The following is a 15971-nucleotide window of genomic DNA, read 5'->3' as shown; positions in this document are numbered from 1 at the left end:
CGGTAAACCCGGCTCGGTTCAACTGCATGTTCTCCAAGTACCAATCGTCGCGGTCAGTCATTACCTGAACGTGCTCGTGATCAGTCCCACTTGGATGGTCCAATTTGATTGTTAGTGCATGATTGACCTTTGGTCCATCTGGCTGATGGTTTCCGGAGCCGGAGTGCGGTAGCTCAGTGCACTGTGCGGTCGCTTGGTGTTTTAGTTGTTTTCTTCATTCTTCGATCAAGATTTGTGCCTCGCGTAGGCTGTAGAAGATTTCACCGTTCAAGAATTCGTCTGGGAAGCGGGCATTGGAGCTTTCGCAGTATCCGTTCTGCCAAGGGCTGCCTGGTTCGATGTAAGCCGTCTTGGCGCTGACGGCCCTGATCCAGTCCTGCACGGCTTCGGCAACGAACTCCGGACCATTGTCGTGTCGAATGAATGATAGGATGCCGCGCAGGATGAACAGGTCACTCAGGGCATCGATCACGTTGCCTGAGTTCAGCTTTCGATCCATGCAGATCGCCAGGTATTCTCGGCTGTGCCCATTCCACCGTACTTCTTCTTCCAGCAGTAGAATGTTTGTTCAGTCACTCCCATCTGCCGGATCGCTTCCAGACGCGGGCATGCCTTGCCCAATCAGAACTTCAACCGCCGTAACTTCGTGACAATCTCTTCAGGCTTCGGTCGCTTGCTTGCCGTGTGTTTCCTCCGTTTTCCTAAACATAGCGGAGGATCATTCCAGTGGGGGAGGATCAAATCACGCGGCGCGTGACCCGGAAACCAGTTCAGTTGCGAAGCCCGAATGTGGCGACTAAACAATCGTTCAGCCCACCAGCCGCTCCACTGCTTGTGCCAGAACCTTGGCACCGGCGAGCGCGTGGTCTGATTCGATGCGTTCGGATGGATGGTGGCTCACGCCCTTCCAGCACGGGATGAAAAGCATCCCCGTCGGGCAGATCGCATGGAGGTGCCGGGCGTCGTGGCCAGCGCCTGAGGCGATCTCTATTGCCGGAAAATTCGACGCCGAGGCCACTCGTGCCAGAAGGTCGCGCATCTCTTCGGCAAACACCAGTGGCGCGTCATGCAGGAGCTGCGTGACCTCGACAGCGCAAGGACCGGTATGGCCCTTTGCGATGGGTGCAACAAGATCGCCAAGACGGATGAGTGTATCCGCATCGGGATGTCGCAGATCGATGGAAAACTCCACCCGCGCCGGCACGACCGAGGGCGCGTTCGGCGAAACTGCAAAGTGACCGATGGTGAAGCGAACGACGTCTTCCCGATCCCAGACAGCTTTCTGCAACGCGTCGATGATTGCTATTGCTGTAACGAGCGCATCCTTGCGCACCGAACGCGGCGAGGTACCCGCATGGTTTTCCTCGCCTTTCACCGTTACGCGAAACGTGCGCTTGCCCTGGATGCCGGTCACGATCCCGAGCGGTATGCCGAGGTTTTCGAGAATGGGCCCCTGCTCAATATGCGCTTCGATGTAGCCGAAGGCCGACCGTTTTAACGAGCGCTGCGGAATGTTGCGGTCATGGGCCAGGACGCGTTCAATGGCTTCGCCGGCCGTGGTGCCGGCTCCATCCCTCAGCGCATGGATCGTTTCCACGCTGCGCAGACCCGCATAGCCGGCCGAACCCATCATCCCAGGTGCGAAGCGCGAGCCCTCCTCATTCGTCCAGGCGACGACCTCGATGGCCCGTTTCAGAACGATGCCGGAGGACTTGAAAGCCTCCGCCACCTCCAGCGCGGCAAGAACTCCGTAGACCCCGTCGAAGCGCCCGCCGGTCGGTTGGCTGTCGATATGCGACCCGATCAGGAGAGGCGGCAGGTTGGGATCCTCGCCCTCTAGGCGCAGGAAGAGATTGGCCAGGCTGTCGGTATATGGATCGAGGCCGATCTCGTCGGCCCATGCGACGAGCTGTGCCCGCGCCGCGATCTCCGTTTCGGAGAGAGCCGGGCGGTCGACGCCGCCCTCTGCCGTTTCGCCGAAGCGGGCAAGCTGCATCAAACGTTGCCATAAACGCTCGCCATCAATGAAATCCGATACCGCGGCCATGATCGGTCAATCCGTGCGCATGATCTGGGCGGGATTGGCGCGGGGATCGCGCGGCAGCCACCGTTTCTGTTCCACCTGGGCTAGAAACTCTGCGATGAACTGGTTGAACAGCGCCGGCTCTTCAAGATTGAGCGTATGACCGCTCTTGGGCAGGATAGCCAGGCCGCAGGCCTGTATGGTTTTCTTCATGAAGATTCCCGGCTGAAGGCAGTGATCGTCCTCGTCACCGACAAGAACCAGCGTTGGGGCAGTCATGGCTTTCAGCTTCTCCTCCAGATCGTAGATCGAGGGGCGTCGGGCCTGAACACCGCGCATCGTGTTCGCTGAACCCAGGGCGTCGTGCTCGCCCAGATGCCGGCGAAACTCCTGCCAGCCGCGGGGATCTTTCAGGAGAAAGGCAATGCGCGATGCGGCCATCCCGTAGACATGGGAGAAGGCTTCCGAACCCTGCTCCTCGAACTGGCGCGCGACTTCCAGGGAAACGTCGCGGAAATACTCCTCGAACTCCTTTTCAGCGCCGTAGCCGGCGCCGGCGACAACCAGCGATAGCACGCGTTCGGGATAGGTGAGGCCGAAATGAAGCGTGGCGAATCCGCCCATGGACAGGCCCACCACATGGGCCTTTTCGATGGCAAGCGCGTCGAGCACATCGCGGATGTCGTCGACGGCCCGCTTCTGCGAGTATTTTTCGACATCGGCGGGTACATCCGAGGGGCTGTAACCCCGCGCATTGTAGGTGATGCAGCGATACCGGCGGCTGAAATGGCGAACCTGTGGTTCCCAGCTGCGCTGGTCGCCGCCGAACTCGTGCACGAAAAGGATCGGCGTGCCTTCGCCCGCTTCTTCCACATGCAGTCTGACGCCATCGGAGGTGGTGACAAGAGCCATGGCGTGCCTCAGATGATCGAGCGGCGGGAAGCGATGCCGCCATCCACGGTGACGACCGTGCCGGTCGTGTAACCGGAACGGTCGGAAGCAAGGAACACGATCGTGTCGACCACCTCTTCCACATGGGCGGGGCGGCCGAGCGGATAGGTGGCGGCAAGCTCCATGTAGCGGCTCTCGTCACCATACATGCTCTTGGCCCGCTTCTTCAGCATGTTGTAGATGCGCCCGGTATCCACGGGCCCCGGATTGACGCCAACAACGCGGATGTTGTCGTCGAGACTGGCGCCGCCGAGCGCCTTGGTGAACGCCATGAGGGACGCGTTGCCCGTTACGCCGGCGATGTAGCGCGGGTCGAACACCTCGCCGCCATTGCCGATATTGTTGATGATGACACCGCCCCCACGGGCCTTCAGGCGCGCGTAGACCAGCCGGCATAGATTGATGTAGCCAAAAACCTTCAATTCCCAGCCTGCCCGCCAGGCATCTTCATCCACGTCATACATGGTGCCGCTCGGGATGACGCCGGCATTGTTGACGAGGATATCAATGTCGCCCGCGGCCTCCACCAGGCGTTCGCAGGAGCCTTTGCCGGTGATGTCCATCGGGTGAAGATGAACCTCTACATCGTTTTTCGAAACGATCTCACGGCGCAGTTCCTCCAAGCGATCGGCGCTGCGCGCCGTCAGATGCAGGTTCACGCCTTCTTCCGCCAGGGTCCGCGCGAGGCCCTCGCCGATACCCTGCGAAGCGCCAGTGATGAGTGCCGTCTTGCCGGCCATGCGAAGATCCATGGATAATCCCTCCTTTTTCGTTCTTTCAGGTGAAGGCGCTCAGAACAGCTTGACGTCCTCGTTCATCCCGCGGGCCTCTTCCACGGCTTTTGGCAGCAAGGCGCAGAATTCCTCCACCCATGCGGTTGGAACCGAAACACTGACCTTGATGAACTGATCTCCGAAGGCCTGTGTGTGGTATCGGCCGTGTCGGATCATGATGTTGTGGCGATCCATCACCGCGCAGATCGCTTCCGGCCGAACGCCCGCATCCTTGCATTCGATGACCAGGAAATTGCCGTTGGACGGATAGACCGGTACGGTGAGGCCGGGAATGCTTTCAGCAACCTCGCGTACCATCTCCTGGTTTCTGCGCAACTCGGCCAGTACCTCCGGGAACCACTGCTTCTTCACCTTCAGACCGGCGATCGCACCGCGCTGGGCGACAATGTTGGAACCCAGATTGTTGGGAGGGCCATCCGCCAGCATCTCGATCGTGTCGGGGGAAGCGACGAGAGCGCCCACGCGCAGGCCCGCGAATCCCAGCCATTTGGAGAAGCTCCAGACCGTGATCGTCCGTTCGGGATAGAAACGTGCTGCAAGCGTATGGTCATGGGCGAAATCGCGATAGGTGCAGTCCTGGATGAGCCAGCAACCCGCGTTGCGCGCGATGTCGGCAATGGCGCGGATTTCCTCTTCGGTCGCAGCGCAGCCGAGTGGGTTGTTCGGATCGACGAAATAGATGATCTTCGTTCGCTCGGTGACGGCTTCGGCAAGCCGTTTGGCGGAGAGGCGATAGTTGAATTTGGGGCCGTAGATGGGAATCTGCACCACCGAAGCACCCGCAGCTTTTGCGAATTTCATTGGCCAGGCCCAGGTCGGATCGGTCGTTAGGAACTCGTCTCCGGGGCCGCAGAGCGTCCGGCAGACATGGTAGAGGCCCTGCACCGCGCCATCGGTAACGAGTGCCGACATGTCATTAATGCCTATATCCTCGAGGATGAGATTGCGCAGCTCTTCGAGGCCGAGGGGCGGCGCATAGGCGTGGAACTCCTCGTTCTGCAGCGCATCGATCATTGCCTGGATCACCGATTTGTGCGCCGGATGGTGATTGGTGTTCTGGCCCATCCACCGAAGTTCGCGGTTGTTGACCAGCCGGTCGAAGTGGCTGTTCCTAAGCTCGAAATCACGCATGCCTGCTTATCTCCTCGCGCCCTCTGTATGGCCGTTTTGCCGTGCCTTGGCTAATTTGGTATCCCAATTCGTATATTTGGCATACCAAAATATCACATTGCAGAGTTTTTTTTACAAGAATTTATTGATTGGTACGCCAAAATCGACAATCATGGCGCCGTATAACAAAAAGGGGACCGGTGTCTCTCCCGGGCATCGGCAAATATCACGTTCGGCAAAGCCGGCTTTTCAAATGGAGAACAACATGCGGATTCCGTCTGTTTTTAGTGCGCTGGGCTTTGGCCTTGCACTCGGTACAGGGGCCTTCATGGCGCCCGCTGCAGCGCAGGACTTTCCCTCGGAACCCATCACGCTCGTGGTCAATTGGCCCGCTGGCGGTGGTATGGATCGCGCGGGGCGCCTGGTCGCCGAATATGCCAAGAAGCATGTGGACGTTCCCATCGCGGTGATAAATGTGGACGGCGCCGGCGGCGCCACCGGGGTGCGTCACGTGGCGGATGCTGAGCCGGATGGCTACACGGTGGGCATACTGGGAGCGAGCATCATCTCCAGCCAGTATGTGAACCAGAATGCGAATGCCATCGACGACATCGATTATCTGGCATTCTTCGGCCCGGATCCCGCAGCGCTCGAAGTGCGCTCCGATCTCGGCGTGAGCTCGGTGGAGGAGTTCGTCGCCAAGCTCAAGGAGGCGCCCGGCAGCATAAAGAACGGCAACGACGCACCAGGCGGCGTATCGCATATCGCTGCCGCGCTTCTCGAGGCCAAGACAGGCGTCAAGCTCTCCAAGATTCCTTATCAAGGTTATGCTCCGACGGTGGCTGCCGTTGTCTCCGGCGAGGTCAATGCAGCGACCCTTCCTGTCCATCAGTTGATCGATCAGCACAAAGCAGGCGACGTGAAGATTCTCGGGGTGATGAGCACGGAGCGTCATTTCATGGCGCCGGACGTGCCAACCTTTGAGGAGCTTGGCATAGACCTGGTCGCCGGTGATTGGCGTGCACTCTATGTTCCGAAGGGTGTTCCCGAGGAGCGCAAGGCTCTCCTGGAAAAGATGCTTGTGGACACCACCAACGACCCTGAATTCCAGGCGGCAGCGCAAAAGATGGGCTTTGTCATCACTCCGATGGGAGCCGCGGAAACCACCGAGTTTGTCAGGAAATCCGACGCTGAACTCTACCCGATCCTGGAGGAAGCTGGTCTTGTGAAGGTTCGTAAGAAGTAGGTCGGCGCCAGCTATCGGACGCAGTGGGAGACGATCATGGTCGATCCGTCGGAAAACGCGGGCGCGCGCAAAGCGCGCCTGCATCTGGGGAGAGGGCTTTTCTTCGGCCTGTGGGCTGTATTCGGCTGGTATGGTCAGTTCGGGAACGCCCGTCTCGCGGAGGATTTTGGCCTTGACCCGGGGCCGGGGCTTCTTCCATCAATTGTTCTTTCCATTCTGACCGTTGGGGCGCTTGTTCTGGTAGGCATGGGCCTGGCAGAACGTCTGAGAGCGGGGCCGCTTTCCATCGATTGGGCGGCGGCTCTGCGCGGCTCGGCTGCGCCAGCCCTTCTGTGCCTTTCGCTCGCGGCCTATCTGCCACTTATCCGGACGATGAGCTTCGTTCCAGCTACGGTCGTTTATTCCGGACTCCTGATGGTGGCGTTGAGCCGCGAGCAATTTCGTGTCGCGCCACGTTCGACACTGACGTCGATCATTATCGGCGTTCTTGTCTGCACCGCGCTGACCTATGCGCTCTTCGTCTATTGGATTGGCGTTCCGTTACGCTGAGACAGCCCAGCCAAAGCCATAATAAAAGGGGATCGTGGCCGTGTTCTTCGAGTTCGTAACACAGTTCGCCGATATCTTTTCCAATCCCTACATGCTGCTTCTCAGTGTGGTTGGAACCGCGCTTGGCATCGTATTCGGCTGCTTGCCGGGCATCTCCTCGACCATGGCGCTGGCGATCCTGCTGCCGATTTCCTTTTCGCTGGCGCCGTCGGAGGCGATCATCTTCCTGATGGCGGTGTTTTCGGCAAGCGTCTTCGGCGGGTCCATTTCCGCGGTCCTGATCAACATCCCAGGAACGCCCGGTGCAATCGTGACCCAGCTCGATGGGTATCCAATGGCGCGCTCGGGCAGGGCGGGGGAGGCGCTGTTCTATGCACTCGGGGCCTCAACCATCGGCGGCGTGATCGGGCTTATCGCTCTGATCCTGATCGCACCCATCGTTGCCGGCGCCGCCATGCAGTTTCGCAGTCCGGAATTCGCGATGGCTACCGTCTTCGGCCTCACCTTGCTCGCCTATTCTACGCCGGGCGCAACTTTTCTCGGCATCCTCAGTGGCTGCATCGGGTTGATCTGTGGAATGGTGGGGTTCGACAGCCTGACGGATGTGCCACGTTTCGATTTCGGCAGCAGCGCGCTGCAAAACGGCATCAATCTTGTGCCGGTGACCATCGGTCTTTTCGGCATTGCCGAGATCATCCGGAACCTGAATGTGACCTCGGAAAGCGGGAAGACTGTGACGCGTCACATTGGCCGCATCATTCCTCCATGGGCGGAAATTCGCCGCCTCTGGAAGGCGGTTCTGCGCGGCTCGGGTATCGGCATCGCTGTTGGCGCCATCCCAGCCGCAGGGTCTGCCATTGCTGTCGCGGTTTCCTATGCTCAGGAACAGCGCCTTTCTCCGCGCGGCAAGGATTTCGGCAAAGGGGTTCCCGATGGCGTCGTGGCGCCGGAAGCGTCCAACAACGCTGCTGTCGGTGGAGCGCTTGTTCCCATGATGACGCTCGGCATCCCCGGCGACACCATGACTGCTGTGCTCATGGGTGCGCTCCTGATTCACGGTCTGCGACCAGGCCCGCAGCTTTTCGTCGAGCATGCGGATTTCGTCGCATCCGTCTATGTGGGGCTTTTCGTAGCCATTCTTCTGACGGCGGCCATGGGCTTCCTGCTCATGAAGCAGTTCATCCGACTGATGCAGGCACCCCGTCACATCCTCGTGGTGGCGATCATCCTTCTGTGCGTGATCGGCTCCTTTGCGATCCGCAACAACGTGGCGGATGTGGGCGTCATGATTGCCTTCTCGGTGGTCGGTTATGTGATGTATAGACTCGAGATTCCGGTCGCTCCGCTGGCATTCGGCCTGATCCTGGGGCCCATTCTGGAAGAAAACCTGCGTCGTTCGCTGATTGTGAGCGATGGTAGCTGGATGGTGTTCGTTGAGCGTCCCATCGCATTGGCTATGCTCTTGCTCTCGCTCGCAGCGGTGCTGTATCCAGTTTTTGGGGCGTTGCGCCCGAAATGGGCAAAAGCCGATGTGGGAAAATAGCGACTGTTTTCTTGCTGGATGCGACAGGGTGGAGTGAACGGTGACCGACATGGCTTCCCAGGCGAGCGAAATCGCTCGTCGCCTTGAAGATGAGATCGTTCGCGGGGAGCGCTCGCCGGGCGCTCGGCTCGATGAACGCTCGCTTGCCGAACATTTCGGTGTGTCGCGCACGCCAGTCCGCGAGGCGCTGCAATGGCTCGCGGCGCACGGCCTCGTCAGCCAGAGGGGAAGGCAGGGCGCACGTGTGGCCGAGCTTTCGGTTCCCGATCTGCTCGATGCCTTTTTCGTGATCGCTGAAATGGAAAGCATGGCTGCCCGACAAGCAGCCCGGCGCATACTACCCGAACAGCGCGAGCAGTTGGTCGAAAGCCATGAACGATGCGCGGTACTCGTTGCAGCCAATGATGCTGAAGGCTTCTACGTCGAAAATCTCCGCTTTCACGCTTTGGTTCTCGAAGCTTCGCATAACCGGATACTGAAAGACCAGATGGGAACCGTTCGCGCACTGACGGCGCCCTACCGTCGTTACGTGACGCATCAGCCTGGCCGCATGAAGGCCTCGATCGTCGAGCACGGCAACGTCGTCCAAGCGATACTTGCCGGGGACGGAGACGTGGCGGCCGAGGTAATGCGCGATCACGTCAATCTGCTCGGTGAAGGTTTGAGCGACCTCCTGCATCTCATGGCTTCCCAAAAGGGCCCCATGCTGGCCGAATAGGTGGAAAGCACCTCAAGGCGATCTGTCCCAGGACATCTTGCGGTCTAAGGGAAGCATCTGATGTCCACATAAATGCGGACAAACAAAGAGTTAGAGTGGTTCAGCGTTTCAATGAAATTATGAACTATTCTAGGCGCCGAACGTTGACTTTGCTGTTCTTCTCTTTGGTGGCAATCGCGTCATCCGGAGGAGGGGAGTGAACAATCCGAAAGTCACCGCGGCGCATGGCCGTTTAACTGGCCCCCACGGTCTCTGCAAGACTGGACACCCGGTTCAGCACTGAATGACATGAATTGGCTGTTTTTTCATAGCTCCGATTGCGTGTATCGGTTCCATTCCAAGATCATAAAAGACAGTTGGTCCGGCCGGCCTGATACCGTCTTCGACGGAGAGTGGAGTGAACTTACGTTCTGCTTTTGGCGTTCTCGTTGGGCTTTTCACTGCGACTTGCCCTGCCGTATATATGGACTTTCATGAAGACTGGGTCTGGATCTCACGCCATAGTGGAGACCTCATGTCTAGGGATTGCATCCCGGTCCTTCATGACAGGGTCCGGCGCCTTGCAAAATGCGGCCCAAGGGGTAATGGCAATGGAACTGACAGAACTGTCTGCGGGTGCATTGATGCGGTTGATGGCCGATCGCGAAACATGCCCGTCGGAAGTGATGGCGGCATTTCTTGACCGAATCGCAAGCACCAACGAGACGATTAACGCGATCGTTGCGATGCGATCCCGCGATGAACTGATGGCGGAAGCCCGCGCCATGGACCGCGCCGCCATCTCGGGGCCCTTGCATGGGCTACCGATCGCCATAAAGGATCTGCTTGCAACGAATGGCATCACCACGAGCTGGGGCTCTCCCATCCACGCGTCCTTTGTCCCTCGGGAAGATGCGCTCGCTGTGGCGCGGATGAAAAAGGCGGGCGCCATCGTCATCGGCAAGACCAACACACCGGAATGGGGGCACGGCAGCCACAGCTTCAATCCGGTCTATGGGGTTACCCGCAACCCTTACGACACGGAGCGCAGTGCTGGGGGCTCTTCCGGTGGCACTGCGGCAGCCCTTGCCGCGCGCATGCAAGTGCTGGCGGACGGTTCCGACATGATGGGCAGCCTGCGCAATCCCGCAGCCTTCTGCAACGTCTATGGGTTCCGGCCGACCTGGGGCCTGGTTCCCTCCGAAAGGGGCGGCGATGCATTTTTTAATACCATGGCGACGCTGGGACCGATGGCACGGACGCCGGAAGATCTCGTGCGTCTGCTCGATGTCTTGGCGCAACCCGATCCCGGCGTTCCGTTCGACCGGCCGCGCGGCGCTTTTCTCGCCGAGCATTGCCCGGCCGATCCCCGAGGCCTTCGCATCGGCTGGCTGGGAAACTGGGACGGCGCCTACTCCTGCGAGGACGGCATAATCGACGCCTGCGAGGGCGGCTTACGCGTGCTCGAAGAGCTTGGCGCGGATATCGAGCCGGTGGCTCCGTCTTTTCCGGCGGAATTGCTCTGGCAGGCATGGACCGTGCTGCGCTCGATTGCGATCTTCGGATCGAAGCGCGCACTGTGGCGCGATCCTTCCACGCGCGATCTCATCAAGCCGGAAACCATCTGGGAGATCGAGAGCGGGGCCGCCCGGAATGCCGACGACATATGCACGGCCAGCGAAATCCGGTCGCGGTGGTATACGGTCGCTCAGGAACTGTTCCAACGCTACGATTTCCTGGTCATGCCGGCGGCGCAGGTGTGGCCGTTCCCCGCCGATTGGCGCTGGCCGCGCACCGTGGCGGGCGTCGAGATGGACACCTACCACCGCTGGATGGAGATTGTCGTTCCCATTTCTCTGATCGGCTTGCCCTCCCTCGCCGTTCCCGTAGGGTTCAACTCGCAGGGCCTTCCGACCGGGATGCAGATCATCGGCACTACAGGTGCGGACGCCAGCGTTCTGGCACTGGGCGCTGCCTACCACGATGCGACGCAGTGGCCGCAAAGATATCCGCCGCTCCCAGGCCCGCCTCCGGTGCCACATGGCATCGGTTCCGCCGCAGTCTCGCCCTAGGATAAGGCCCTGTACCTTTGATTGAAATTCTTAGATTCTTCGCCAGTGATCTGAGGATCGGAGGCGAAGAACGGCAAAGCACCCCTTGTTTGGGCTATCGGATGAGGTACGGGCTGCGCTTGAGCCCCATCTCCCACACGGGCAGCTCGGCACGTCCTGCATTATTGATCGCAGGTTCATATCCGGCATTCTCCGTATGCTGAAGGTTGGCTGTCGCTGGCGGGAGGTTCCTCCTGAATGCGGCCCTGCAAAGATCATCTCTAATTGATATCATCGCTGGTCTCAGCGCTGCATCAGGCATCGCATCTTCGAGATGATCGCGGCGACCGGCCCTGTGCCGGACGAGCTTTCTATCGACAGTACCTATGTCAAGGCGCACCACTCCGCCCAAGGCTTAAAAGGGGGCGTGGGCGCAAGCAATTGGCACTTTGCTCGGCGGAAGAACAAGCAAAGTCCATTGTCTGGCTGATGATCGTGGCCAACCGGCCGCCTTCGCCCTGACGCCTGTCAATATAATCGACATCAGGATGGAGTACCCTGTGCTGGAAGTCGCCGGCCAAACGGCTGATTGCTGCAAGGCCTACGACGCCGACAGTTTGCGGCAATGGCTTGCGACCGCTGTATTTCAGCACCGCCATGACGAACTTGTCCCATAGTGCTTTCTTCCATTCCGCAGAAAGGATCACACCATCAAGCCGTGGGATCAAACACCTAGTTCGGCTTGGGGAAATTGGGACGGTCCTCATTATAGTGCGTCGCCAGATAGTCGAGGATCTCGGTTCGCTCCGGCTCGCCAATCTCGTCCATACCCTGCTCATCGACCATCCATTCAAGCATCTCGTCCCAGCCCTCGCGGGTGAGCCCCTGCTGCGCAACAATCATCTCCGAATGGCAGGCGGTACAGGCGTAAAAGGTTGTATCGACCCCCGGCGCAACTTTCAGGCGCCCGAAATCACCTTCGATCTCCTGAACGTCGCCCTTCGAGTGTTCCGCGCCCGCTGTCTGCTCGGCCGGGGCGGCCTCTTTCGCTGCGGCACCGGACTGGATCGGTGTGTCGGCGAACGTGCTGAGGTAAGCGATCAGGTTAACGCGGTCCTCTTCCTTCTTGAGGCCGGCAAACGCCATTTTGGTGCCTTTCACCTCGGTGCGGGGCTGAAGCAGATAGGCATCCAGCCGCTCAACCGTCCACTCTCCGCCATAGGCCTTCATTGCCGCCGAATAGGAATAGTCTTCAACCTGCGCAACCGGCTTGCCGACTATGCCGTAGAGATTAGGACCTACCTTGTTCTTGCCGTCCTTCCCGATCGTGTGGCATGCGAAGCATCGCTTGAATGTCTTTTCACCTTTTGCGGTGTCGGCATCGGCCAGCCTGGCTTGAACATCTGCCAGGGCGGGCGTGGCGGCAAACAGGGCAAGGCCGACAACACCCAGCCGAACGCGAGCAAGCTTCATTCTTCGTTTCTCCATGAAATTAGGTTCCGTGAAGCGGGATTCCAGCGCTTCACGGGTTCATGACGGTTGAGCGCGTTGCGCTGTGCGATCAGCTCACGCGGACACCGACGCGATGCATCATGTTGTTGAGATAACCCTTGGGATTCCAAGCGATTGCGAAAGGCTGCATGTCACCTTCGCTGTCCGTCGCCCGTGCCCATATCTCATAGTAGCCGGCCTGCGGGAACGTAACTTTGCTACGCCAGTTCTGCCAGGCACCGTCGTTGACCGGATCGTCCAGCTCGACCGTCTGCCAGGTCGTGCCGAAGTCGATGGAAATGTCCAGCCTGCTGATGGAACGGTCGCCCGACCAGGCATGGCCGCGCACGTCCGTTTCCATGCCGATATCTGCACCGTTGGCCGGGAAGGTGACAAGAGACTTCACCGGCATGCGCTCAATGATGACGAAATCCTCTTCCGGAACGTCCTGGCCGGGTGCCACCGGATAGGCCGGCACACGATAGGAGGTGCCAGTCATCTTGGGGCCGTCATGCACCTGGTCGCGCAACTCGATACGGGTGAGCCATTTCTGGGCGGTCGAGGCCGGCCAGCCAGGCACCACCAAGCGCAGCGGCGCACCGTTCATCGGGTGCAGTGCCTCGCCATTCATCTCAAAGGCGATGAGAATGTTGTCGGCCATCGCCTTGTCTATGGGCAGGCCGCGCGAAATCGGCAGCTTGTCGGGATTGCCTGAAAGGTGGCTGTCTGCGCCATAATGGGCCGTATAGACGACGTTCGACTGGACGCCGGCTTTTTCAAGCACGTCCTTCAGCCGAACGCCCGTCCATTCCGAGCACGCCACGGCGCCATAGGTCCACTGGTTGCCCTTCGCCGGCGGATCGAAGGCGTTGCGTCCATTGCCGCCGCACTCGAGCGTCAGTTGCAGCGTCACCACTTCAAACTGCTCGCGCAGATCGGCGATGGAAAGCTCCAGCTTGTTGTCGACGAAACCGTCAATCGTCAGCCTCCAGCTTTCCGGATCCACATCCTGTGGCGGTATCCCGTTGTTGCGGATGAAATGCCGGCTCTTGGGCGTGATCGCATCATCAAGCAGTGCAGCCGGGGTCTCGGCGTTGACCGGACGGTCGTTGAGAAGCGTCAACCCGTCCTTTCCGGCCAACACGTCGTTGTCCTGCGCAAACGCCGCCGGCACCAGCCCCGCTGGCATGTTGCGGTGAAACGGTATCGAAGCTCCGACCATGGCAGCCATGGTTGCGAGCCCCGTGTTTTTCAGGAAGCCACGGCGCCCCGAATTGACGATCCCCTCCGTGGCCCTTTCGGAATGACCGTCCTTGGCAAATGCTGTTTCGTTGCGGTTTGTTGTCGTTTCGGTGGTACGCGTCATCTGGTTCCTCCCACTGCGCTGGCAAATATGGCTGGCGGACACGCCTGATGGCGTATGTCAACAGAATGACGTGCGGGACAGGAATAGTATTCCATCGTATTGGCATCTACGATTATGGTACCTCGTTTTCAGCTGTTTTCGAGGTGCCCATACCGGGAAGATAGCCGGATGATGTCGGCAGTCAGCGTCTCTTCATCCGGCCAGCCTATGGGTCTCTACGATGGCCGAACAATCTGTATTCGACCCTCGGAAAATACCGGTTTCAACTGATAGAAGCCTTGTCCTGTCCGGCAAGCATCTTTCCATTGCGCCACAGAGCCCCGATTGCGGGATATCTCACATCTATATCCTTGAGATCAGAGGCAAACTCCGCCTCGATCCAGTCGCATATGCAGGAAAGCACAGTGGTCTGCGGCTCACGTAACATCACCAGCTCGATGGTCCGGCCGGTCGAAAGGGCCGAACCCGCCGGTTGCAATTCGCCGTTTGCAAGCAAGTGCGAAACCACATTCAGCCAGCCAAGCGCCACGCCCTGCCCCAGGAGGGCAGCCTGCACCACGACTGTATAGTCCGAGAACTGCAAGCCGCTCAGTTCTCCCTCCATCACCTTGCCATTCATCATCTGGTTGGAAAACAGGCCCGACCAGTCGGGTTTCGCATCGCTGAGGCTGATGATCCTGTCGATCACCGGCATTACGGTGCCTGCGTCCCCCACTCCTTGGCGATAATGAGGAGCCTGGATCGGAACCAGCAGTTCGGGCATGAGCGGCAACGCAACGTGACGGGTGTCACCTCCGTGGTCGAAGCGCATGGCGATGTCCGTTCCGTTGGTCGGTCCGCCCAACGGTCCGCTAATGAGCTGAAAGCGGATATCCACCTGTGGGAAACGCTTCTGAAAGCGCGCAAGCCGCGGCATGAACCAATGCGTCACGAAAGCGGACGATGCGGAAAACACGACCGTTTCCAATTCGGGGCGACGCTTGCGCCTGATCTTTAGAAGCGTCTTCTCTATGTCGGCGAAGCTCGACGAGACGCTTGCGAAGAGAACACTGCCTTCCTCCGTGAGCACCGCTCCGGTGCTCGTGCGGTGAAACAGGCTTACCCCCATATGCGCTTCGAGCCGTCCTATGGTGCGGCTGACAGCCGGGCTGGTGACGCTCAATTCCCTTGCCGCACGCGCGAAAGTGCCGCATCGGACCGCCGCCTCGAAGGTGACGAGGGCGTTCATGGAAGGAAGAAGATGGCGGATATTGGCCATTACACTATGTAACCTCTCCGATTACCATTTGTGGAATTGCGGCGGGCTCTTCTCTTCTGTTCACTGAAGCCATTCTCGCGACGCCCTGCGGTCGCAATCCTTGCAGAAGAGAGGCTGACCCCATGTCCTTCAAGCGTTTCAAGGTTCTGACATTCGATGTGGTCGGAACGCTTATCGATTTCGAGAAAGGGCTTCTCGACGGCTTTCGCGCCATTGGCGGCGCGGCGGCTTCCGGACTGAGCGACGACCAAATCTTCGCGCCCTACCTGGTCGGAAGAGAGAAATTTCCCGGGCGATCCAGCGAAGTTATGCGCGAGGTCTATCTTCATGTCGCTGACGAGCTCGGATTCCCGGCAAATGATAGTGCCGCCGACGCTTTCCAGTCCCTCGTGTTGAAATGGCCCGCCTTCAAGGATTCCGCCGAAGCACTTGCCAGGCTGCGCTGCCGTTTCCGGCTCGTCGCCATGACGAATGCGGACCGGGTGGCCTTCACCGCCTACGCCCACACGCTCGGCTTTCCCTTCCACGACGGTGTCACCATTGATGAGGCACAGTTTCCGAAGCCGGACCCTCGCTTCTTCTCCTACAATCTGGGGCGCCAATCGACCTTCGGGTACAAGCAGGATGAAATCCTGCATGTCGCACAAAGCCAGTATCACGATATCGGCGTTGCCCGGTCGCTTGGATATTCTGTGTGCTGGATCGAACGCCGCATGCACCAGGAAGGATTTGGCGGCACGCCGCATCCCGGCGAACTGACAAAGCCTGACTTCCATTTCGCGACTCTGAAGGACCTCGCAGACGCCGTCGAGCGAGAGTGAGAGCGTACCGGCGCAGGAAAGGAATACGCGGATGGAAGAGCCGGTGCCCCCATTTTCGCTGTGGCGGGAGA

At 59.4% G+C, this 15971-nt stretch carries 15 protein-coding genes and 1 pseudogene; 7 read left to right on the top strand and 9 right to left on the bottom strand.

The window, feature by feature from the left end:
* Positions 1–144: 144 nt before the first annotated feature.
* From NA8A_RS23270 to NA8A_RS23250, 5 genes and pseudogenes are all read right to left on the bottom strand, one after another.
* Positions 145–523: pseudogene (locus tag NA8A_RS23270) on the bottom strand (integrase core domain-containing protein); the annotation flags it as partial.
* 285 nt (positions 524–808) lie between these two features.
* On the bottom strand, positions 809–2047 hold the full coding sequence (locus NA8A_RS23265; protein WP_009452887.1) for a M20 family metallo-hydrolase: 1239 nt from the start codon (positions 2045–2047) through the stop codon (positions 809–811).
* A 6-nt stretch (positions 2048–2053) separates the two neighbouring features.
* Positions 2054–2935 carry an alpha/beta fold hydrolase gene (locus NA8A_RS23260; RefSeq protein WP_009452886.1) on the bottom strand — a complete coding sequence of 294 codons (882 nt, stop codon included), beginning with the start codon at positions 2933–2935 and terminating at the stop codon, positions 2054–2056.
* 8 nt (positions 2936–2943) lie between these two features.
* Complete coding sequence (locus tag NA8A_RS23255; RefSeq protein WP_009452885.1) at positions 2944–3726, bottom strand: SDR family oxidoreductase; 783 nt, start codon at positions 3724–3726, stop codon at positions 2944–2946.
* Positions 3727–3765: 39 nt separating this feature from the next.
* The gene (locus tag NA8A_RS23250; protein WP_009452884.1) at positions 3766–4899 is read right to left on the bottom strand and encodes a pyridoxal phosphate-dependent aminotransferase; all 1134 of its coding nucleotides are present in this window, start codon (positions 4897–4899) and stop codon (positions 3766–3768) included.
* Positions 4900–5143: 244 nt separating this feature from the next.
* Here NA8A_RS23250 and NA8A_RS23245 point away from each other — a divergent pair, with 244 nt between their 5' ends.
* From NA8A_RS23245 to NA8A_RS25735, 6 genes are all read left to right on the top strand, one after another.
* Positions 5144–6124, top strand: a complete 981-nt coding sequence (locus NA8A_RS23245) for a Bug family tripartite tricarboxylate transporter substrate binding protein (RefSeq protein WP_157174162.1) — start codon at positions 5144–5146, stop codon at positions 6122–6124.
* A 36-nt stretch (positions 6125–6160) separates the two neighbouring features.
* Positions 6161–6673 (top strand): tripartite tricarboxylate transporter TctB family protein, encoded by a 513-nt coding sequence (locus NA8A_RS23240; protein ID WP_009452882.1) that lies wholly within the window; start codon positions 6161–6163, stop codon positions 6671–6673.
* A gap of 40 nt (positions 6674–6713) precedes the next feature.
* Entirely contained in the window at positions 6714–8216 is a 1503-nt protein-coding gene (locus NA8A_RS23235; protein WP_040673462.1) for a tripartite tricarboxylate transporter permease, read from the top strand.
* A 49-nt stretch (positions 8217–8265) separates the two neighbouring features.
* Positions 8266–8934, top strand: a complete 669-nt coding sequence (locus NA8A_RS23230; protein ID WP_009452880.1) for a GntR family transcriptional regulator — start codon at positions 8266–8268, stop codon at positions 8932–8934.
* A 590-nt stretch (positions 8935–9524) separates the two neighbouring features.
* A complete protein-coding gene (locus NA8A_RS23225; protein ID WP_051018053.1) occupies positions 9525–10985 on the top strand; it encodes an amidase in 1461 nt (486 codons plus the stop codon).
* A gap of 85 nt (positions 10986–11070) precedes the next feature.
* Positions 11071–11253 (top strand): transposase, encoded by a 183-nt coding sequence (locus NA8A_RS25735; RefSeq protein WP_081581989.1) that lies wholly within the window; start codon positions 11071–11073, stop codon positions 11251–11253.
* Between the two features lie 100 nt (positions 11254–11353).
* Here the strand turns inward: NA8A_RS25735 and NA8A_RS23220 are convergent, their stop codons facing one another.
* The 4 genes from NA8A_RS23220 to NA8A_RS23205 all read right to left on the bottom strand — a co-directional run bounded on the left by NA8A_RS23220 (position 11354) and on the right by NA8A_RS23205 (position 15079).
* Positions 11354–11692 carry a hypothetical protein gene (locus NA8A_RS23220; protein ID WP_083401108.1) on the bottom strand — a complete coding sequence of 113 codons (339 nt, stop codon included), beginning with the start codon at positions 11690–11692 and terminating at the stop codon, positions 11354–11356.
* Between the two features lie 4 nt (positions 11693–11696).
* On the bottom strand, positions 11697–12437 hold the full coding sequence (locus NA8A_RS23215; RefSeq protein ID WP_009452878.1) for a c-type cytochrome: 741 nt from the start codon (positions 12435–12437) through the stop codon (positions 11697–11699).
* Positions 12438–12525: 88 nt separating this feature from the next.
* Positions 12526–13821, bottom strand: a complete 1296-nt coding sequence (locus tag NA8A_RS23210) for a sulfite oxidase (RefSeq protein ID WP_009452877.1) — start codon at positions 13819–13821, stop codon at positions 12526–12528.
* 262 nt (positions 13822–14083) lie between these two features.
* Positions 14084–15079: a LysR family transcriptional regulator gene (locus tag NA8A_RS23205; protein ID WP_009452876.1), complete on the bottom strand. Its 996-nt coding sequence runs from the start codon at positions 15077–15079 to the stop codon at positions 14084–14086.
* 122 nt (positions 15080–15201) lie between these two features.
* Between NA8A_RS23205 and NA8A_RS23200 the strand changes: the two genes are divergently transcribed.
* Positions 15202–15900: an HAD-IA family hydrolase gene (locus NA8A_RS23200; protein ID WP_009452875.1), complete on the top strand. Its 699-nt coding sequence runs from the start codon at positions 15202–15204 to the stop codon at positions 15898–15900.
* Positions 15901–15971 lie beyond the last annotated feature (71 nt).

It is taken from the genome of Nitratireductor indicus C115, from assembly GCF_000300515.1.
Classification (GTDB): domain Bacteria; phylum Pseudomonadota; class Alphaproteobacteria; order Rhizobiales; family Rhizobiaceae; genus Nitratireductor; species Nitratireductor indicus.
Note: the sequence above shows the minus strand (reverse complement) of the source record. Positions and strands in the feature narration are given on the sequence as shown.